The following is a 19434-nucleotide window of genomic DNA, read 5'->3' as shown; positions in this document are numbered from 1 at the left end:
GGAATGGCCGAACGACCATCCGGCAAAGAAACACGTCCTTGCCCCACTTGTGCGGCACCAGTGTGCGCAGTGGGGACGGACCTGTTCAATTTGTGGTCGTTCCGCACCCGCCCGCCGTTGACTCTCTGCTGCCACAGTTGAGCTGTCCGTGATGTTCCGACCGGGCGATGATCCGACTGTCCGACGCCGACCGGCCGCCGGGCGAGGATCCGACCGCCCGGCGAGGATCCGCCTTCCTGCCGATGACCCGACCCGCTCGACGTGAGGAGTACGCATGCACGCGCGCACCGTTGTCGCCTCGACCACCGCGCTCCTGGGAACCGCCGCCCTCCTGCTTGCCCTCTCCCCCACACGTGCCACCGGCAGTGACGCACTCCCCCTGGTCGTCGCCCACCGGGGTGCCTCCGGGTACGCGCCCGAGAACACTCTCCCGGCCGCCGACAAGGCGGCGGAGCTCGGCTTCGACTGGGTGGAGAACGACGTCCAGCGCACCCGTGACGGCGAACTCGTCGTCCTGCACGACGACAGCCTGGCGCGCACCACGGACGTCGAGGAGGTCTTCCCCGGCCGGTCGCCCTGGAAGGTGAAGGACTTCACCGCCGCGGAGATCGCCCGGCTCGACGCGGGCAGCTGGTTCGGTCCCGCGTTCGCGGGCACGCGCGTGCCGACGCTGGAGCAGTTCGTCCGGCGGCTCGAGCGGCACGACCAGAAGCTGTTCCTGGAGATCAAGAACCCTCAGCTGTACCCCGGCATCGAGGGCGAGACCCTGAAGGTCCTGAGCAACGAGGGGTGGCTCGACCGCGCGCACCTGAAAAACCGGCTGGTCATGCAGAGCTTCAGCGCGGACAGCGTGCGGACGGTTCACGCGCTGAAGCCCGGGGTGAAGACCGGCTTCATCGGTGCGCCTCCCGTGAAGGACCTGTCCGTGTACGCGGACTTCGCCGACCAGATCAACCCCTCGCACACCTCCTTGTCCGCCGGTTACGTCACCGCCGTCCAGGGCTTCCGGGGACCGCACCGCAAGCCTCTGGAGGTCCTCACCTGGACGGTGGACGACGCCGCCGCGGCCCGGCGGGCCGCCGGACTCGGGGTCGACGGGATCATCAGCAACAAGCCCGACGTGGTGCGGGGCGCGGTGGGCGGCTGATCTCCCCCCGCCCCTTCGCGCCTCCCTCGCGCCCGATCGCCCGGCCCGTCGCTCTTCGGGTCCGGCGTTGTCGGTGGCGGGCCGTACGGTGGGCGCATGGACAGCCATGGGCAGTACCACCGGCGGGTCGTGTGGGCCGTCGTCGACACGGGCATCGGCCCGCTGCTGCTGGCCGCGACCCGTGAGGGTCTGGTCAACGTCGTGTTCCACGCCACGGCGGGGGTGCGCGACAGCGCGCTGGGACGGCTGGCGTCCCGGTTCGGCACCGAGCCCGCCGAGGAGCCCGGCTCCCCTCTGCTCGCCGAGGCGATAGGCCAGGTCGGGGCGTACTTCGCGGGTGAGCGGCGCGATTTCGACCTGCCCCTGGACTGGTCGCTGATCTCCGGCTTCAACCGGGAGGTCCTGAGCGAGCTGGCCTCCGGCGTGCCGTACGGCACGGTCGTGGGGTACGGCACTCTGGCCGGCCGGGTCGGCCGGCCGGAGGGCGCCCAGGCCGTCGGCGCGGCGATGGGCGCGAATCCCCTTCCGGTGGTCGTGCCCTGTCACCGGGTCGTGGAGAGGGACGGCGGCATCGGCGGGTTCGGGGGCGGGCTGGAGATCAAGCGCCGGCTGCTCGCCCTGGAGGGCGTGCTGCCGGAGCCCTTGTTCTGACGAGCGGGTCAGTCGTAGTGCCGCGCCTCGAACACGTTTCCGTCGGGGTCACGGAAGTAGAAGCTGCGCCTGGCGAGGCCGCGGGCGCCGAAGGAGTCGTGCGAGAGGTCCGTCATGGGTACGGACTGTTCCTCGAGGCGGCTGCGGAGAGCGGTGAAGCCGTCGGCGGGCAGTGACAGACAGACGTGGTTGACGGGATGGCCGGAGGCCTCGGCGGCACCGGGCAGCATCGTCATGCGTTCCGCCATGGCGAACGGCATGAGGTCGAGGATGGTCTCCTCGTTGACCCGTACCGAGGGGAAGGGCACCTCTCCCACGGAGAAGTCGGTGAGTCTGACCGGTTCCAGGCCGACCGCCTTCTCGTAGAAGCCGGCGGCCGCGATCGGATCGCGCACCCAGAGGACGATGTGGTCGAGACGTGCTGTGTTCTCCGTCATGTGTCCCAGGCTCCGCGAGATCCGCGGCGGCCCGCAAGGGCCTTGTCCGGCGGACCGGCTCCGGGGGTTTGACCGGCTGCCCGGCCCGCCAGGGATGAGGGAGGAGCTACAGACGGGAGACGGCTCGTGATCCTGACGGTGTCCGAAGAGGTGCGGGAGGCGCTCGCCGCCCGTCGGCCGGTGGTGGCCCTGGAGTCCACGATCATCGCGCACGGGCTGCCCCGGCCGCGCAATCTCCGGGTGGCGACGGAGCTGGAGGCGGCGGTGCGGCGGGAGGGCGCCGTTCCCGCCACGGTCGCCGTGCTGGACGGGCGGCCCCGGGTCGGCCTGGACAAGGAGCAGCTGGAGCGGGTGGCCCATGAGGACGGCATCCGCAAGCTCGGTCACCGCGACCTGCCGCTCGCGGTGGCGTCCGGGGTGAGTGGTGCCACCACGGTGTCGGCCACCGCCCTGCTGGCCGCCCTCGCGGGCGTACGGGTGTTCGCGACCGGCGGACTCGGCGGGGTGCACCGCGAGTGGACGGTGACCCAGGACGAGTCGGCCGATCTCGGGCTGCTGGCGCGGACCAGGATCACTGTGGTGTGCGCGGGCGTGAAGTCGATCCTGGACGTACCGGCAACGCTGCAGCGGCTGGAGACCCTGGGGGTCGCGGTCGCCGGGTACGGCACGGACCGCTTCCCCGGCTTCTACCTGTCGGACTCGGGGCACCCCGTGGACTGGCGGCTGGACGCGCCGGAGGAGGTGGCGGAGGTGATGCGGGCGCAGGACGCCCTCGGGGGGCCCGAGTCGGCGCTGATCGTGGCCAATCCCGTGCCCGTGAAGGAGCAGTTGGACCCCGGACTGCACGCCCGGGTGCTCGACGAGGCGCTGCGTGCGTGCGAGGAGGAGGGCGTCACCGGCCAGGCGGTCACTCCGTTCCTGCTCGACCACCTGGTGCGGCACACCGACGGTGCCTCCCTCGCCGCCAACCTGGCGGCGGTCCGGGGCAACGTACGGCTGGCGGCCCGCATCGCGACGGCCTGGGCCGGGCGTGAGGGGGCGTGACCTCGGCGCTCCCGGGTGACGGAGGCGGCAGCGCTGTCGGGGCGGGCCGTGCGGCAAAGGCGGGGGCAGCCGATGCCCGCTCCGGCGCGGGTGCCGGTGCGCGGTCCGGTGCGCTGCTGGTCGTCGGTGACGTCATCACCGATGTGGTCGCCCGGCACCGGGGACCGCTCACCCCGGGTACGGACACCGCGGCGGCGGTCCGGACGGTGCCCGGCGGCGCGGGGGCCAATGTGGCCTGCTGGGCGGCGTGCTGGGGCGACGCGGAGGTGCGGCTGCTCGGACGAGTGGGCGAGGACGCGGCGGCGTGGCACGCACGGGAGCTGGCCGCCTGCGGAGTACGTCCCCTGCTGGTGGTCGATCCGCAGGCGCCGACGGGGACCGTGATCTGCCTGGTCGACGAGGGCGCGGCGGCCGAGCGGACCTTCCTCACCGACAGTGGGGCCTCACTGCGGCTCGAACCCGGTGACTGGTCGGACGCGTTGCTGGACGGGGTGGCCCGGCTGCATCTGTCGGGGTATCTGCTGTTCAGCGAACCGGGCCGGGCGTTCGTGGCGGTGGCTCTGAAGGCGGCACGAGTGCGTGGGGTGCCGGTGAGCCTGGATCCGGCGTCGGCCGGTTTCCTCACCCAGTTGGGTGCCGGCCGGTTCCTGTCCCTCGTCGAGGGCGTCGACATCCTGCTGCCCAGCCGTGACGAGGCGTGCCTGCTCACGGGGTTGCCGGAAGTGGCCGACGCGGCGGCGCGGCTGAGCCGGCGGATTCCGCTGGTCGTGGCCAAGCAGGGGGCCGAGGGCGCGCTGCTGGCCCGGTCCGGCCGGGTGTGCGGCCGCGTCCCCGCCGTAACGGCGACCCCCCGGGACAGCACGGGCGCCGGCGACGCCTTCACGGGCGCGTTTCTCACCACTCTCATGGCGGGCGCCGATCTCCGGCATGCGGCGGCGGAGGGATGCAGGGCGGGTGCGCTGGCGGTGCGCCAGGTGGGAGGCCGCCCGCCGGCACCGGTCTGACGACCTCGGCCGGCCTCCACCGCCCCCACGCCTCATCCCCGTCCGCCGTCCGCCGTCCGCCGTCCGCCGTCCGCCGTCCGCCGTCCGCCGGAGGGTTCTAGCCCTTGCGCCCCCAGGCCGAGATCATCGGGGCCGTCGCCAGGTCCAGGGTGCCGGCGGCGACGTTGGCGAGGTGGCGGTCGATGTCCTGGGCGGTGGCGACGCCCGCGGTGACGAGCCGGTCCCGGGCCAGGCGGACGGTGGCGGACTCCAGGGCCGCGCAGGCGGGCGCGGCGATCGGGAAGTAGGCGTCGGCCCGTACTTCGCTCAGGCCGGTCTCCCGCAGCAGACGCGGGAGTGTGCGGCCATGGGCGAGGCCGGTCCCGCGATCGTGGGAGAGCTGGTGCAGGCCCTGCCGCAGCCGGTTCGCGAGCCGCTGTTCGGGGCCGTACTCGTCCGGGCAGACCAGGGGCTGCAGAGCGGGGTCGGTGTGCTCGACCAGGAGGTGTCCGCGGGGGCGCAGGGCACCGGCCATGGACCGCACCGCACGTTCGCGGTCCGCCGCGCCGAGAAGCGGCAGCCGTGCGTGCACCAGGTCGAAACCGCCCGTCGGCGGCTCCTCCGCGCCGATGTCGTGGGCGCGCACCTCCACCGGCGGACGGGCGGCCGGTGCGAGCCGGGTGATGTCGGTGCCCGTGGCCAGCACTCTGCCGGTCGGTCCGACCTTCTTGGCGAGCCAGGACACCACGGAGACACCGCCGGCGCCGATCTCCCAGCAGCGCCAGCCGGCTCCGACGCCGACCGCTTCGAGATTCCGGAACGTGGTGGGGTCGAACAGGTCGGCGAAGGCGTCGAGGCGTTCCGCCGCCTCGGCCTGCCGGTCCTCCTCGGCCTGCCGGTCCTCCTCGCTCTGCCCGTGCACGTCGGTCTGCCGGTGTTCGAGCAGGTACCCGTCGCTTCGCGTCATGGAGCGATCATCCCAGTTGCCCGGCTTGTCCGGTGCGCTTGACGCTCCGGACCGTTGCCCGTTCGTCCACGGCCGGGAACCGGACGGGGCGCGGCACGGCCCGTGTTCAGTCGGACGGGACCCTGGCGTAGACGTTCTCGGCCCAGGTGGCGAGCTGGTCGTCCGTCAGGTGCCGGGCGAGATCGGCCTCGCTGATCATGCCGACCAGGCGTTTGTCGTCGACGACGGGGAGCCGGCGGATGCGGTGTGTCTGCATCTCCTGGAGGACCTCGCCGACGTCGGCGTCCGCCGCGATCCAGCGCGGTGTGCCCTTGGCCATCTCCCCTGCGGTGACCCTGGCCGGATCGTGGCCCATGGCGACACAGCCGACGACGATGTCGCGGTCCGTGAGGATGCCGCAGAGGCGCTCGTTCTCGTCGCTGATGGGCAGCGCGCCGACGTTCAGTTCGCGCATCAGCTGGGCGGCGCGGTCGAGCGTCTCGTGGGCGGGGATCCACTGGGCACCGCGGTGCATGATGTCTCCGGCGGTGGTCATGGGACACCTCCCGGTGCCGGACGGCCGGCGCGGCGCGGGGCGCACCGCGAGTACCGGTGCCCCTCATTGTCGCCGTGCCGGCAGGGCCCCGCACCTTCGCCCGCCTCAGCCGTGCCACGCCGGGTGGCGGGGGTCGTCGGCGCGTACCAGGACGTCGGCGGTGCCGGCGGGGCCGGTCTCCCGCTCGTAGCGCTCGAAGGCGGGCAGGGTCCACTGCCCGGACTCGGGGGTGCGGCGGCGCAGGGCGCCCGGGGAGAGCGAGACGTGGACGCTCAGGTCGAAGGGGAACCAGTGCCGCAGGAGGAGCGGGCCGTGCAGCAGCAGGACACCGCCGGGTGGGAGCGGGACGTAGGGGCTGCGGGTGGCCCGGTCGGTGGCGGGGTCCCACAGGTCGGGCAGGACCCGTCCGTTCCCGTCCGGGTCGAGGGGGCCGAACACCTCGCGCCAGAGGGCGCCGGTGTCGTACCAGCCGTCGTAGTACGACTCCACGTCCTGGCGGCCGTACTCCAGCCGGACCGATGCGGGGCGCAGGAAGCCCTCCGTGCTCACGACGAGGGAGGGGCGTCCGCGGACACGCAGGGCCTCGGCGACCCGTTCGGCGAGGTCTTCGGGGCGGGCGGCCGGGGCGCCGTCGAGGGCGACGCGCGGCCAGGGGCCGCCGTCGGACGTCTTCAGCGTCGCCACACGTTCGGCGAGGAGGTCGCCGAGCCGGTCCCAGGTGATCGCTTCGAATCGCACACCGCCATGATGCGCGGGCCGGCTGGACTCCCGCGCATGGTCCCGCGACGCTCGGCCATGGGCGCCGGGCCCGGGCCCGGCTTCACTGGTGGTGACAGTGGCCGCCGGGAGGAGTTCCGGCCGGGGACGGGCAGGAGCCGACGACGTGATGGATGGACCGTACTTCGTGCTGACGGTGCTGGGCGTACTCGGGACCGGGCTGGTGGCGGGGGCCTTCTGCGCCTTCTCGACGTTCGTGATGAGAGGGCTCGCGGCGCTGCCGCCCGCGCAGGGTGTGGCGGCGATGCAGTCGGTCAACGTGGCCGCGGTGCGGGCGCCCTTCATGCTGGTGTTCCTCGGCTCGGCGCTGCTGTGCGCGGCGATCGCCGCGGTGACCCTGGTGACGGGGCCGGACGAGGGGGCGGCGTGGCTGCTGGCCGGCAGCGCGCTGTACCTGTTCGGCGGGTTCGGGGTCACCGTGGTCGCGAACGTGCCGCGCAACAACGCGCTGGCCGGGCTCGGTCCCGGCACCGCGGAGGCCGCCGCGTACTGGACCGCGTACGTGCGCGAGTGGACGCGGTGGAACCACGTGCGCACGGTCGCCTCGGCGGGCGCCGCGGTGGCGTACGTACTGGCTCTCACCTGACGACACATGGGAGGCACGGACAGCGCGGAAGGCGCCGTCGGCGGGCCTGCGGGCGGGCGTGGGCAGTCGTATCGTGGCCGGAGGACACCGGAGCCCGAAGAGAGCGCCAGGGCCGAAGAGACAGGTCCGGAGAGACAGGAGACGCCGGGGGCCGAAGCCTCCCGGCCCCGAGGAGTGCCGTCCGACCGTGAACGGCCTGTCACTCGCGCACGCAGGGAAGAACGCGGGGAAGAACGCAAGGAAGACGGCCATGGCCGATCCCAAGGGGTTCCTGACCACGCCGCGCCAGGAGTGGCCGCGCAGGCCCATCGGGGAACGGGTCCGGGACTGGGACGAGGTCTACGTCCCCGGCGCGCTGCTGCCCATCATCAGCCCGCAGGCCGACCGCTGCATGGACTGCGGCGTCCCCTTCTGCCATGAGGCCTGCCCGCTGGGCAATCTGATCCCCGACTGGAACGACCTGGTCGCGCGCGACGACTGGCGGGCCGCGGCGGAGCGGCTGCACGCGACCAACAACTTCCCCGAGTTCACCGGCAGGCTGTGCCCGGCGCCCTGCGAGGCGGGATGTGTGCTCGCCATCAACCAGCCCGCCGTGACCATCAAGAACGTCGAGTGCGCCATAGCCGACCGGGCCTGGGAGGAGGGCTTCGCCGTGCCGGCCCCGCCGGACCGGCTCTCCGGCCGGACGGTCGCCGTGATCGGCTCGGGTCCCACCGGACTGGCCGCGGCCCAGCAGCTGACCCGGGCGGGGCACACGGTCGCCGTGTACGAGCGGGACGACCGGATCGGCGGGCTGATGCGGTACGGCATCCCCGCGTTCAAGATGGAGAAGCGTCATCTGGAGCGGCGCATCGAGCAGATGCGGGCCGAGGGGACGAAGTTCCGTACGTCCACGACGGTCGGGCGTGACGTCGACGCCGCCGAACTGCGGGCGCGTTACGACGCCGTGGTGATCTCCACCGGGGCGACCGCGTGGCGGGAACTGGCCGTTCCCGGACGGGAACTGACCGGCGTCCACCAGGCGATGGAGTATCTTCCGCTGGCCAACCGGGTGTGCGAGGGGGACCTGGAGACGTCCCCGCTGTCCGCCGCGGGCCGGGACGTCGTCATCGTCGGGGGCGGCGACACGGGTGCCGACTGTCTGGGCACGGCCGTGCGGGAGGGGGCCGCGTCCGTGACGCAGCTGGACATCTACGACCGGCCGGGCGACGCGCGTGACGAGGACACCGAACCCTGGCCGACGTACCCGAAGCTGTACCGGCTGTCCCCCGCGCACGAGGAGGCCGGCGTGCTGCGGACGGCACCGGAGGCGGCCGAGGACTCCGACGCGCGGCTGTTCGCGGCGTCCACCCTGCGCCTCACCGGCGACGCGGGCGGGCGGGTCCGGGCGCTGCACCTGGCCGGGGTGGACGCGGAGCGCCGTCCCCGGCCGGGCACCGAGCGGGTCCTGCCCGCCGGCCTCGTCCTCCTCGCGCTCGGCTTCTCCGGACCCGACCTGGAGGACGGGCTCGTCGCCGGGCTCGGTCTGGAACTGGAGCCGCGCGGCACGATCGCGCGCGACGCCGGTTTCGCCACGAACGTGCCGGGCGTGTTCGCGGCCGGGGACGCCGCCCGCGGGCAGTCGCTGATCGTGTGGGCGATCGCCGAGGGCCGGGCGGTGGCGGCGGCCGTCGACCGTCACCTGACCGACGGCACCACCCGGCTCCCGGCCCCCATCGGTCCGTACGACCGTCCGATGAGGGCGTGACGCACAGGGGCGGGGCGCGCCCGCCCCTCGGGCCGCCCGGGGCCTAGGCCTTGCGCCCCACCGCCCCGTACCCCGGGATCACCCCGTCGTCCTGGCCGGGTACGGGCTCGCCCAGTTCGGGGTGCCACAGGTGGGGCACCTGGACGCCGGGTTCGACCAGCTCGAGGCCGGCGAAGAGGCGGGTGAACTCCTCGCGGGAACGCAGGGCCAGCGTGACGCCCGCGGCCTTGAGCTTCTCCGTGGCCGCCTTCGATTCCTCGGGGGTGAAGTCGGGCGTCGCGTGGGAGATCACCAGGTAGCTGCCGGAGGGCAGATCGGCGAGCAGCCGGCCGACCAGTTCGTGGGCGCCGTCCTCGTCGGAGATGAAGTGCAGCAGCGCGATGAGGGAGAGCGCGACCGGCCGGTCGAAGTCGAGGATCTTCCGCGCGCCCTCCAGGATGCTCTCCGGATCGCGCACATCGGCCTGGAGGTACTCGGTCACCCCCTCGTCGGTGCCGCGCAGCAGCGCGCCCGCGTGGGCCAGCACGATCGGGTCGTTGTCGCAGTAGACGACGCGCGCGTCGGGTGCGATCTCCTGGGCGACCTGGTGGAGGTTCGGCTCGGTGGGGATGCCGGTGCCGATGTCGAGGAACTGACGTACGCCCTGGCCGGCGAGCCAGCGCGTGGCGCGCTGCATGAAGGCCCGGTTCACCCGCGCCATCACGGGCACCCTCGGGTCGAGGGCGAGCATCTGCCGGCCCATGGCCTCGTCGACGGGGTAGTTGTCCTTGCCGCCCAGGTACCAGTCGTACATCCGCGCGGTGTGCGGCTTGCTCGTGTCGATCTCGACGGGGTGCTGCTGCCCGGTCATGACGAACTCCGTAAGTGTCTGCAACTGTTAGTGATCAATTTCAATGCCGAGCCGGTGGGGTGAGCGGGGCGGGCGGAGGCATCCGGATCAGAGTGCTGTGCGGGGGACGAGGGTGCGTACTCGGCGGGGAGTCAGTAGGGAGAAGGGAAAGGGCGGAGGGGGACGGGAGGGGGAACAAGCACCATCGGGTGTACGCCGGAAGCAACGGTAGGAGGGTCGGCAAGGGTCAGGACAGCAGGAAATCCGCCTCTCCCGCTTTGGCTCCTTCGATGAAGGCCGTCATCTCGGCCGAGGTGTAGATGAGTGCCGGTCCGTCCGGGTCGGTGGACTGCCGTACGGCGATCCGGCCGTCGTCGAGTTTCATCGCCTCCAGGCAGTTGCCGCCGTTGCCACCGCTCCACGGCTTGTGCCAGCCCTCGCTGCCCAGCTCGCGCGCGGGCATGCCGTTGTAGATCCGTGCGGTGCGGACCCGGGGCGGGGGCCCCGGCAGGGGAAAGGACAGGGACAGAGATTTCATGTGGTTCATTCACAGCTCCTTGCGGAGATCCCTGAGGATCACCTTCGTGCGATGTGCTGTAGCGGCCTGCGCCGCCATGCGGTCCATGACCTCGAGGTGGGTCGCCACCTCGGCGCGCGCGTCCAGGTAGACGGCGCCGGTCAGGTACTCGCTGTAGACCATGTCCGGCAGTTCGGGCATGGCGAATCGGAACAGCACGAACGGCCCGTACGTGCCGGGGTGCGGCCCACTGGCGAACGGGGCGACCTGCAGCGTCACGTTGGGCAGCTTCGTGGCCTCGAGAAGTCTGTCGATCTGGGCACGCATCACCTCCGGGCCGCCGACCGGGCGGCGCAGCGCCGTCTCGTCCATGACAACCCACAGCCGGGGTGCGTCGTCACGGGTGAGCAGATCCTGCCGTTGCATGCGCAGGGCGACGTGCCCCTCGATGTCCTCGGGCCGGGTCTGCCCGATGGCACCCGAGCGCAGCACGCCACGTGCGTAGTCCTCGGTCTGCAGCAGACCGGGGACGAAGTGGGGTTCGTAGCTGCGGATGAGCGTAGCCGCGCCCTCGAGGCTGACGTACATCGAGAACCAGCCGGGCAGGATCTCGTGGAAGCGCTGCCACCAGCCGGGCCGGTTGGCGTCCTCCGCCAGCTGTACGAAGGCGTCGGCCTCGCTGTCGGAGACCCCGTATGCCTTCAGCAGAAGCTGGAGGTACGGAATCTTGAGCGCGACCTCGGCCATCTCCATGCGCCGGATGGTGGCGGGGGCGACGCGCAGGACGCGTGCGGCCTCCTCGCGCTTGAGGCCGGCGCTTTCCCGCAGATCCAGCAGGCGCCGGCCGAGGACGACCTGGCCGACCGTCGGCGCGGACCGCGGTTCGCTCACGCTCCACCTCCACGAAAAGGGTTTCCTGACGTTCCCGAAGCTGACGGCTCTGGCAGCTCCGACAGTCCTGACAGCCCTGCGGCGCCAATCCGAGGCAAATCGAACGTTTCTTCGATGACCTCAACTGGCGCCGCGCGGGGTGCTGTTGCGAGCAGTGTGCCACGGCCGTCCAGACCGTCACACAGCACTCTGGATTTTTCAGAGTGACGCTTGCCAAGTGTGCACGGCGGGGCGATAGTGGCAAGCGTGATTCCGTCCGTGCCCTTAGGAACAGACGCCGCTGCGCGCCCCTTCGGTCCCGGCCCCGCCTCGGGAGCCGCCGACCCCGCAGGGGCTGTTGTCCAGCGCCGGTTCCGCTTCGAACTGGCCGCTCACCCGGGTTCTCCCGCGCAGGCCAGACGCCTGACGAGGGCCCGGCTGACCGGCTGGTCGGTGTGCGAGGACACCTGCGACACAGCGGCTCTGGTCGTCTCCGAACTCGTCACCAACGCCATCGTGCACACGGCGAGCAGTCACATAGTCTGCGAGCTGCACGACGGCGACGACCTGGTGCGCATCGCCGTGCGGGACGAGGGCTGCGCGCCCGGCCGGCCCCGTGCGAACACCCGGCGGCAGCCGGAGGAGGAGCACGGCAGGGGACTGCTTCTCGTCGACGCCATGTGTCACGCCTGGGGCGCCCACGAGCAGGGCCCCGGGCTGCTGGTCTGGGCCGAGCTCCCCCGCAAGGGCGACACACCGCCTCCGCCCGACGGGCCGCGGAACGACCTCGGCTGGGGCGAGCGCCCCAAGCCGGGCCCGGCCGACGGCCGGGACGAGGGCGAGGAGCCCGAGCAGCGGCACCACCCGGGAGCGGCCCCGACCGCTTCGACCGCACCTCCTCGCCGGCACACGGCCCCGCACCAGTACCGCCGGGACGGGGGACGGGTGTGACGGGCGCCCGGACCGCTCGGCCCCTGAGCCTGAACACGCTGGTGCGCCTCCAGCGCGGGCTGCAGACTCCGGCCGCACCGCTCCTGCGCCTGCCCGTCCCCGAGGGGATGACGGCGCCGATGGGCTGCGACGCGGTGGCGGTACCGGCCCGCTTCGGACCGCTGGTCATGCCCCGGCTGCCACGGGTGGGGTGCGTGTACGCCGATGAGGCGCACTGGTGGTGGCTGGTTCCGTCCGATTCGGACTACGCCCTGGAGTGGCCCGCCCCCGCGCGGTACGAGACGGGGGCCGTCGTGCCGGACGCCCCGGACCTCCCCGGTCTGATCCACCGCCCTGCCGGCACGCTTCCGTACACTCCGCCGATACCGCTCTACCTGGCGGTGTGCCGCCTGACGGACACGACCCCGAGCTGGTCCCGCCCGGTCATCGCATAGGGCTCCCGGGCCTCACTCCGCACCCTTCGCACCGCCCTGCGCCGTGACCCGTGCGGCCTCACGCGGTCGCGTCCGCGCTGCCGTCGCCACCGCGGACGATCACCAGGAACGTGTCGGTCGCGAGGTCCATAACGACCTCGGCGGGCAGGCCCTCCCTGCGCCGCGCCCGTGCGAACTCCTCCGCGGGCCAGGACCCCCGCGGTCCCCCCGCGGGAAAGCGTTCAAGCACCGTTCGCCCGTTCACCCGCGACCTCCCGTTCAGCGTCGTACTCGTGGAGTCAAACGCCGACGAGGGGGCGAACGCCTCGCTCGGAGACCGTACTGAGACCTGGTTGACACATGTTCACCGTCAGGTGTGAGCGGGCTCTCCGATCTTCCGAACATCCGGTCGCTTTCCGCGTCGCGACTCTTACTCGTCGTCTTCCCCGGGACTCGTCGTAGAGCCCTACTCGTCGTATTCGTCGTGGTAGCGGACTCGCTCGCTTCCCGCGGGGGCGCCGGAGGACGACGCGCGCCCCGCGGGTTCCTCCCACTCCTCCTGCCTGCCGAGCGCCGTGAGGTCCAGCAGGGTGGTGGTCGAGCCGAGCCCGTCGAGGCCGCGTCCGTAGGTCGAGTACGTGTGGAAGACGCGGTCCCCGTCCCGCAGGAAGCAGCTGAGGCCCGGCCGCTCGATCAGCTCTCCGTCACGCTCGAGGGTGACCTCGAAGTCCTCGTTGAAGTCGTCGGCGTAGGAGGAGTACCAGGGCAGCGTCCAGCCCATCCGCGCCTTGAAGGGGAGGATCTTCGGGTACGGCGCCCGGGAGACGGCCGCGAAGGTGGTGTCGCGGGCCTTCAGATGGGCGAGGTGTCCGATCTGGTCCAGGAACCCGGAGCAGCTGCGGCACCCGGCGTCCCACTCGGGCGCGAACATGAAGTGGTACACGACGAGCTGCCGTCGCCCCTCGAACAGATCGGGCAGCGCGGCCTTGCCGTCACCGCCCTCGAACACGTACTCCCGGTCGATCTCGGCCATGGGCAGCCGGCGCCGCTCGGCGTTGAGCACGTCCTTCGCGCGGGTGACGACCTTTTCCTTGACCAGCAGTTCCGCCCGCGCCGCGCGCCAGTCCGCGCGCGAGACGATCTCCGGAAGCGACATGGTTCCTCCTGTGCAACGGTCCCGTTGCAGGAAGTGACCGGCGCCGTCACCGGAACTCATCGGAACTCGTCCGCCCGGTTCCAAGATTTTCCGGACCGGCCGCTCGCGTCCGCCGGGCGCGCGCCGGATGCTCGTCCGCCACTCGTCCGGTACTCGTCGGATGCTCAGGTGCCGTACTCCTGGATCCGCCGCCCGTCGGCGACGGCGGTACGGGCGTCGCTCATCCGGCGACGGGCAGCTCCGGCAGCCGGACCCCGACGCCCTCGCGGAGCCCCTCGAGGGCGTCCCGCAGTTCGGCGAGCTGCTGGGCATGGCGGGCGTCGAGCCGGCCCGTGTCGTCGAGGTGGACGGCGCAGGCGGTGGTGGTGTCGACGAGCCGTTCGAGGAGGGCGGCGAACTCGTCGGTGCCGTCGGCATGCCGGGCGAGCGCGGGGAGTTCCGCGGAGGCGAGCGCGATGGCGCCGCGGGCCTCGGCGAGGGCGCGGTAGGCCTCGCGGCGCAGGGCCCAGCGGGCGGCGCGGTCGCCGGACCCCTCCAGCACATGGGCGAGGTACGCGTGCGCGGCCTCCCCCGCTTCCGCGAGCCGGGCGCGGAGGGCGCCGCCGCGCCGCACGGGCATCGGCAGATGTCCGACGACGAGCACGATGGCGCAGGCCAGCAGTGTCTCGCCGATCCGTGCCACGGAGGCCTGCGGTTCACCGCCCACCATCACCAGGGCGAGCACGAGCACGGTGACGACGGTGGTCTGCGCGGCGAAGTGCCGGGCGGCGACCGGGATGAGCGCCCCGCTGACCGCCACCAGTGCGATGAACCCTTCCGGCCGGGGCAGCACGGCGGCGAACCCGGCGAACAGGAGCGCCCCGAGCACGGTGCCGGCAGCCCGGCTCAGCACCCGGGAGGCGAGCGGTCCGAGGTCGGGCTTGACGAGGAAGACGGCGGTGACGGGCAGCCAGTACCAGTGCTCGTGCTGCCCGTACCAGCGGGCGTGGTACAGGGCCTGGGCGACGGCGACGCTCACCCCGAAGCAGAGGGCGACCCGCAGGCCGTACTCCTGCCCCCGGGTGCCGAGGACGGTACGGGTGAGGGCGGCGCGGGACCGGCGGCGCGTGTGCAGGTCACCGCCGTCGGCCCGGTCGAAGGCCACGGCGGCGCGCAGGAGGGCGTCGTCGAGGGCGCGCAGCGCGGGGACGGACCGGGAGGGCGCGGGCAGCGGCCCGGTGGCGGCGCCGCCGCGTACGGCGGCGGCGAGCCGCCGGGGCCCTTCGGACGCGCGAGCCGGTACGGCCTCCCCGGCCCAGGCCAGCGCGGTCGCGGCCTCGGCCAGCGGCAGCGCGGCGCCGTACTGCGCGTGCAGTCGCCGCTCGGCCGCGGAACTGGCGTACCGCCGCAGCCGGGGTCCGGCGAGCGCGTCCTGCGCGTGGTCGAGGGCGGCGGTGAGCGCGGCGCGGCGCGCGATGGCGGTGGGTGAGCCGGTGGCGTCGAGCAGCGCGGCGACGGCCTCGTACACGCCGGCCACGGCATGCCGCTCGCCGTCGAACCGGAAGTCCCCGGCGAGGGACCCCGGCGTGGGCAGCGCCAGCCGCAGCAGGAGCAGCCACGCGGCTCCGGCGAGGAGGGCGAGCGCCCGTTGCCATCCGGGTTCGGGCAGGGGCATCCCGGCGCCGACGGCGGCCCCGGCGAGCAGCTGGATCCCGGCGGAGGAGCCGACGGGACTCAGCGCGCTGACCGCGCCGGCGACCAGCCCGCACCCGGTCAGTATCAGCGTCAGCAGCACGGCCGGGACGTGGTCCCCCGCGTACGTCCCGACGAGGAGCCCGGCCGCCCCGGCGAGCGCGGGCACTCCGATCCGGCTGACGGAGACACGTCGGCTGCCCGGCCGGTCGTTGATCCCGGCGAACATGGCGCCGATGGCGGCGACGACGCCGAGGGTGGGCCGCCCGGCAAGAACGGCGACGACCAGCAGGGGCCCACCGCCCAGCACCCCCCGGGTGACCGCGCTCCACGGGACCGGTCCGCGCTGGGCCCGCAGGGCGTGGGCGAGCCACAGGGGTACGGCGGGCGCGGTGCGGGACACGGTTCTCCAGTCGTCTCGTCGAGGGCGGTGCGGGCTCACGGGCGACGGTGACCGGGCGGGGAGTGTGCTGCCCACCGTAGAGGGTGTTCTTGGAGCTGAGGGAACGGACATGTTTCGGAGCGGTGACGGCGGGCCGGAGGAAGGCCGTGCCGACCGGCCGGATCGCGCTCAACGCCCCGGCCATGACCAGGATCTGGTACTGCCCGAACCGGGTGTATCCGGGGAGGCCGGACATCGATTACGGGCAGGACCCGGCCTTCTGCGCGAGCACATATCCCTGCGAGGGATTTTCGATCTTGACGTAGACGGGTTTGGTGGACTTCGTCCGGTCGTAGGTCATGGTCCACCTCTTCGTCAGAAGCGGGAACTCGTTCAGGAACTCGACCTTGTAGCAGTAGCCTGCGTCGACACGAAGGGCGTCCCAGTCCTGGCCGCTCGGGGTCCTTTTCCCTGGGTCGATCCATTTCGTGTCGCCCGTGTTCACGCAGCCCTCGCTGGCGGTACCCGTCGTCCCGGTGGAGCAATTCCAATGCTTGACGGCCAGCACTCCGAGATGGCTGCCGTTGGTGAACTCAGAGCAGCCCGACCAGTCGCACGCGCCTCCTGCCTGGGCAGTCGACGTCGAGGCCAGAAGTACGAGAGAGGTGACTGCCATGGTGACGGCGGTTCTCCTGCTCAGCGTGACAGCCTTTTCTCTGGTCAAACGACTCCCCAGATGTTCGTTGTGGCGTGAGTTGGCATGGTGGATGCGACCGTCTCGGGATACAGGGCTCTGTGCACCTGACCTGCGGCCACCGCACGATCTTCAGGAGTCGGCACGACCCCCGATGATCACGCGGTGGCCGCACCCGTTCCAGGCCGGGCCCCACGAGATCGCGAAGTCAGACTGGAATACTAGGAGGGCACGGTCCTGTACTCACACAAAGGACCGGTCAACTGCAGCTCACAAAGCTCCAAGGCGATGATCGTGCCGGAGAAGCTTGCATTCCCGCAGCCGCCACTCGATCCGTTCCCGTCCCTTACTGTGCCCCCCTGGCCGTTCTTGACGTAGAACGTGGCGGAGACACCGTTTCCGTCCCGCTCCATGTCGCACACCTCGACCCACGAGCGGTCAGCGCCGACGCCGGCATAGTCGCTCCCCTCGTACAACCGGTAGTAGCTCGCCGCGTGAGCCGGGAAGGCAGTGGCGACAGCGAACATGCTTACCCCTGCGAGCACCGAAGCCAGCCTGGCAGATGCCTTTATCGCATTGATCTTCATGTCTCCCTTTCTGACGTGCACTAGTGAGCCGGGTTTCCATTGATTTCCTTGGCGGCCCAAAGGGCAGCGTGTGCCCTAGTGGCCGATTCCGTTCACATCGCCAGCACCCGTAAAGCGATGGGCCTCTCGGGGTCGGAATAGAACTCCGACTGCTGCCGCTGATGGCCGACGTCGGTCTCCCGATCGGACAGGACCGCTCCAGGTCGCCCAAGCCCTCGACCCGGGCAGCTCAGATCCACACGTTCAAGCTGGTCCTGGTGCGCATTGGGCGGAGGTCGCCGCTCCCCAAGTGAGCGATCATCTACTCGTCGTACCACCAGCAGGCGTGCGGCTCGTAGTAGAGGGGCCAGCAGATCGCGTCGCGGGTCTGAGGCCCGTAGACGCCGTCCGCGCTGATGCCGAGGCGCCGCTGAAGACCGATCAGTGCACTCTCCGTCGCCGGGCCGAAGTCCCCGTCCACCGCGATCTTGTAACCGTAGCCCCGTATGACCTCTTGGAGGTACTTGACCGCGTTGTTGTTGTTCCCACGCTTCATCAGGCAGGTGGGACTGAGGGTGGAGTATTGGACGGGGATGAACATGCGCTCGCCGCTGGCGCTGTATTTCCGGACCGTCTCGTTGCAGGTCGGCGTGGCAGCGTAAGCCGGTGTGGTGGAGATACCACCAAGAGTCGTCATCAGCATCGTCGCGGCGGCTGCGGTAAGCAGCCGGGTTCGGTTTCGCATGGTACGCAACTCCTTTCTGGCAGTTGGTCTGCACCATCCCGGTGCACCGCAGTTCACCGAGCCCCGAGACTCCTCGAGTCCCTCGCATGTACGCTCCCCCTCGGCCTCGTCGGCCACAGAACTGCGGGCCATCAGCCTGTGCCGATCAGGCCTGCCGCCGCGACGTTTTGTGCCACGATTCGAGCAGGTTCGAAGGGACGGCCGCTGAACCAGCGGGGCCGGGCAGCGGGAGGGTCATGATCGAGCTCACCGTCGACGCCGCCGGGCTCGCCCGCTCACGCTTCGCCGTCTCACCGTTGCACGAGGTCGTCGCGACACTGATGCCCTGGGGCCTGCAAGCGACCCCTGACACCGACCCGTGGGTCGCTCGCGCCCGGCGCGTGCTGCGTCGGGCGCGGCTGCCGCTGCTGTCCGAACTGGCCCTGGATGGGCCCGGATACGTGCCCGACTTCCTCAACCCGTACCCGTCCGGGCCCTCGCCCACCGTCGAGGAGGAGCTGGAGCAGGTCCGGTGCACCCCGCCCGAACGTGTCCTGGGCGAGCTGGAGGCGTTGCGCGACGGGCGGCCGCGCAGTGGCCTCGCCGGTTCCGAGCTGCCGGCGGGGGTGCGGCGGGCCATGGCGCGGGGTGGTGCGCACGTGGCCCGGCAGGCGGCGGACGAGATGCGACGTTATTGGGAACTGGCCTTCGCACCGCACTGGGAGGCCGCAAAGGCAACCCTCGATGCGGAGGTCGGCCGATGCGCCGGCGTGCTGGCCGGGTACGGAGCAGCGAGGCTCTTCAACTCCTTGCATCCCCAGATCGAGTGGGTCGAGGGCACCTTGCGCGTCGAGAGTCGGTTCCGGATCGCTCAGCCGGTGCCCCTGGTGGTCGTCGTACCGTCACTCGTCGCACCTCGGCCGGCCGTGGCCGTGGACCCCACGCGCGACGAAGACCGGCCTCCGATGCTCATCTATCCCGTACGTGACAAGGCCATCGCCTGCACCATCGCTCCAGCAGCCCCCTCCGCCGAGATGGCCCAGCTGCTCGGCCCCACCCGCGCCGGGTTGCTCGCCGCGTTGATACAGCCGGCCTCCACCGCACAGCTGGCGGCACGTCATTTCCTCAGCCCCGCCACGGTCTCGTACCACCTTGGCGTACTGCACCGGGCCGGCCTCGTCGCCCGCGCCCGGTCCGGCCGATCGGTGCTCTACCGCCGTACGCCCGAGGGGGCCCGGCTGGCGAGAAGCCGGTAGGTGGGGCGGGGCGGGTTCCGCCGCAGCACGCCGCCACCGACACCGGTACCGAAGCGGGGTCCCCTCAACGTGGCAGGTCCAGTTCGGCGCGGACCGTTTTGCCGGGGAGGGCGACACCCTGCGACACGCGATCGGCCACTTCCCACCGGTCGGCGAGCGCGTCGACCAGGAGCAGGCCCCGGCCGGTCTCGTCGAGAGGTGCGGGGTTCCTCGCCTCTCCGTGTCCGGGTGGCCGGCGTTCGGCACGCGTGTCGGCGACCTCGATGCGCAAGAGGACGTCCGGGACGTGGGAGAGGCATAGTTCGAAGTCGCGGCCCGGTACGCGGCCGTGGGTGACGGCATTGGCGGCCAGTTCGGCGACGATCACGGCGGCGGTGTCGGAGAGTGCGCTGCCGTGCGGAATGCCCCAGGCGTGCAGCTGGACGAGGGTCAGCTGCCGGGCGAGGCGGGCGCCGAGCGGAGTGGAACTGAACCGCTGGGTGAACACACTTACGGTAACCGCCGGTTGGGAGGTGGGGGGTGGCGTCATGG

At 71.9% G+C, this 19434-nt stretch carries 23 protein-coding genes; 9 read left to right on the top strand and 14 right to left on the bottom strand.

What is annotated here, in order from left to right:
• Window positions 1–274: 274 nt before the first annotated feature.
• On the top strand, window positions 275–1147 hold the full coding sequence (locus ACIF80_RS08275) for a glycerophosphodiester phosphodiesterase (protein WP_399800891.1): 873 nt from the start codon (window positions 275–277) through the stop codon (window positions 1145–1147).
• 96 nt (window positions 1148–1243) lie between these two features.
• Window positions 1244–1798 carry a methylated-DNA--[protein]-cysteine S-methyltransferase gene (locus ACIF80_RS08270; protein ID WP_399800888.1) on the top strand — a complete coding sequence of 185 codons (555 nt, stop codon included), beginning with the start codon at window positions 1244–1246 and terminating at the stop codon, window positions 1796–1798.
• An 8-nt stretch (window positions 1799–1806) separates the two neighbouring features.
• On the opposite strand, the gene ACIF80_RS08265 is transcribed toward ACIF80_RS08270, so the two are convergent.
• Window positions 1807–2235 (bottom strand): VOC family protein, encoded by a 429-nt coding sequence (locus ACIF80_RS08265; protein WP_399800885.1) that lies wholly within the window; start codon window positions 2233–2235, stop codon window positions 1807–1809.
• Between the two features lie 129 nt (window positions 2236–2364).
• On the opposite strand from ACIF80_RS08265, the gene ACIF80_RS08260 reads away from it, so the two are divergent.
• Entirely contained in the window at window positions 2365–3279 is a 915-nt protein-coding gene (locus tag ACIF80_RS08260; RefSeq protein WP_399801262.1) for a pseudouridine-5'-phosphate glycosidase, read from the top strand.
• Window positions 3280–3392: 113 nt separating this feature from the next.
• Window positions 3393–4283: a carbohydrate kinase family protein gene (locus ACIF80_RS08255; protein WP_399801259.1), complete on the top strand. Its 891-nt coding sequence runs from the start codon at window positions 3393–3395 to the stop codon at window positions 4281–4283.
• Between the two features lie 97 nt (window positions 4284–4380).
• Here ACIF80_RS08255 and ACIF80_RS08250 read toward each other — a convergent pair whose 3' ends face one another.
• The 3 genes from ACIF80_RS08250 to ACIF80_RS08240 all read right to left on the bottom strand — a co-directional run bounded on the left by ACIF80_RS08250 (window position 4381) and on the right by ACIF80_RS08240 (window position 6502).
• Window positions 4381–5229, bottom strand: coding sequence for an SAM-dependent methyltransferase (locus tag ACIF80_RS08250; RefSeq protein WP_399800883.1), 849 nt, complete (start codon window positions 5227–5229; stop codon window positions 4381–4383).
• 106 nt (window positions 5230–5335) lie between these two features.
• A complete protein-coding gene (locus ACIF80_RS08245) occupies window positions 5336–5764 on the bottom strand; it encodes a CBS domain-containing protein (protein ID WP_399800880.1) in 429 nt (142 codons plus the stop codon).
• 105 nt (window positions 5765–5869) lie between these two features.
• Entirely contained in the window at window positions 5870–6502 is a 633-nt protein-coding gene (locus ACIF80_RS08240) for a uridine kinase (RefSeq protein ID WP_399800877.1), read from the bottom strand.
• 145 nt (window positions 6503–6647) lie between these two features.
• Here ACIF80_RS08240 and ACIF80_RS08235 point away from each other — a divergent pair, with 145 nt between their 5' ends.
• Window positions 6648–7127, top strand: coding sequence for a DUF1772 domain-containing protein (locus tag ACIF80_RS08235; RefSeq protein WP_399800874.1), 480 nt, complete (start codon window positions 6648–6650; stop codon window positions 7125–7127).
• 250 nt (window positions 7128–7377) lie between these two features.
• Window positions 7378–8874 (top strand): glutamate synthase subunit beta, encoded by a 1497-nt coding sequence (locus tag ACIF80_RS08230; RefSeq protein ID WP_399800871.1) that lies wholly within the window; start codon window positions 7378–7380, stop codon window positions 8872–8874.
• 43 nt (window positions 8875–8917) lie between these two features.
• On the opposite strand, the gene ACIF80_RS08225 is transcribed toward ACIF80_RS08230, so the two are convergent.
• The 3 genes from ACIF80_RS08225 to ACIF80_RS08215 form a co-directional block, all read right to left on the bottom strand.
• Window positions 8918–9724 (bottom strand): SAM-dependent methyltransferase, encoded by an 807-nt coding sequence (locus tag ACIF80_RS08225; protein ID WP_399800868.1) that lies wholly within the window; start codon window positions 9722–9724, stop codon window positions 8918–8920.
• Window positions 9725–9950: 226 nt separating this feature from the next.
• The gene (locus tag ACIF80_RS08220; protein WP_399801256.1) at window positions 9951–10241 is read right to left on the bottom strand and encodes a DUF397 domain-containing protein; all 291 of its coding nucleotides are present in this window, start codon (window positions 10239–10241) and stop codon (window positions 9951–9953) included.
• Window positions 10242–10250: 9 nt separating this feature from the next.
• Window positions 10251–11111: a helix-turn-helix domain-containing protein gene (locus ACIF80_RS08215; protein WP_399800866.1), complete on the bottom strand. Its 861-nt coding sequence runs from the start codon at window positions 11109–11111 to the stop codon at window positions 10251–10253.
• Window positions 11112–11348: 237 nt separating this feature from the next.
• On the opposite strand from ACIF80_RS08215, the gene ACIF80_RS08210 reads away from it, so the two are divergent.
• Entirely contained in the window at window positions 11349–12041 is a 693-nt protein-coding gene (locus ACIF80_RS08210; RefSeq protein WP_399800863.1) for an ATP-binding protein, read from the top strand.
• Window positions 12038–12475 (top strand): hypothetical protein, encoded by a 438-nt coding sequence (locus ACIF80_RS08205; RefSeq protein WP_399800860.1) that lies wholly within the window; start codon window positions 12038–12040, stop codon window positions 12473–12475. The genes ACIF80_RS08210 and ACIF80_RS08205 overlap by 4 nt, the downstream gene beginning before the upstream one ends.
• A gap of 58 nt (window positions 12476–12533) precedes the next feature.
• Here the strand turns inward: ACIF80_RS08205 and ACIF80_RS08200 are convergent, their stop codons facing one another.
• From ACIF80_RS08200 to ACIF80_RS08175, 6 genes are all read right to left on the bottom strand, one after another.
• Window positions 12534–12719 (bottom strand): hypothetical protein, encoded by a 186-nt coding sequence (locus ACIF80_RS08200; protein WP_399800858.1) that lies wholly within the window; start codon window positions 12717–12719, stop codon window positions 12534–12536.
• Window positions 12720–12920: 201 nt separating this feature from the next.
• Window positions 12921–13610 carry a DUF899 domain-containing protein gene (locus tag ACIF80_RS08195; RefSeq protein ID WP_399800856.1) on the bottom strand — a complete coding sequence of 230 codons (690 nt, stop codon included), beginning with the start codon at window positions 13608–13610 and terminating at the stop codon, window positions 12921–12923.
• 220 nt (window positions 13611–13830) lie between these two features.
• Window positions 13831–15684, bottom strand: coding sequence for an FUSC family protein (locus ACIF80_RS08190; protein ID WP_399800854.1), 1854 nt, complete (start codon window positions 15682–15684; stop codon window positions 13831–13833).
• A 238-nt stretch (window positions 15685–15922) separates the two neighbouring features.
• Complete coding sequence (locus ACIF80_RS08185) at window positions 15923–16339, bottom strand: hypothetical protein (protein WP_399800851.1); 417 nt, start codon at window positions 16337–16339, stop codon at window positions 15923–15925.
• Window positions 16340–16578: 239 nt separating this feature from the next.
• A complete protein-coding gene (locus ACIF80_RS08180; protein ID WP_399800848.1) occupies window positions 16579–16944 on the bottom strand; it encodes a hypothetical protein in 366 nt (121 codons plus the stop codon).
• A gap of 301 nt (window positions 16945–17245) precedes the next feature.
• Window positions 17246–17668, bottom strand: a complete 423-nt coding sequence (locus tag ACIF80_RS08175; RefSeq protein ID WP_399800846.1) for a peptidoglycan-binding protein — start codon at window positions 17666–17668, stop codon at window positions 17246–17248.
• Between the two features lie 236 nt (window positions 17669–17904).
• Here ACIF80_RS08175 and ACIF80_RS08170 point away from each other — a divergent pair, with 236 nt between their 5' ends.
• Window positions 17905–18903, top strand: a complete 999-nt coding sequence (locus tag ACIF80_RS08170; RefSeq protein WP_399800844.1) for an ArsR/SmtB family transcription factor — start codon at window positions 17905–17907, stop codon at window positions 18901–18903.
• Window positions 18904–18967: 64 nt separating this feature from the next.
• Here the strand turns inward: ACIF80_RS08170 and ACIF80_RS08165 are convergent, their stop codons facing one another.
• Window positions 18968–19432 (bottom strand): ATP-binding protein, encoded by a 465-nt coding sequence (locus ACIF80_RS08165; protein WP_399800841.1) that lies wholly within the window; start codon window positions 19430–19432, stop codon window positions 18968–18970.
• Between the last annotated feature and the right edge of the window lie 2 nt (window positions 19433–19434).

This window comes from Streptomyces sp. NPDC085927 (assembly GCF_044540975.1).
In the GTDB taxonomy this organism is placed as follows: domain Bacteria; phylum Actinomycetota; class Actinomycetes; order Streptomycetales; family Streptomycetaceae; genus Streptomyces; species Streptomyces hirsutus.
This window is presented reverse-complemented; position numbering and strand designations above follow the sequence as displayed.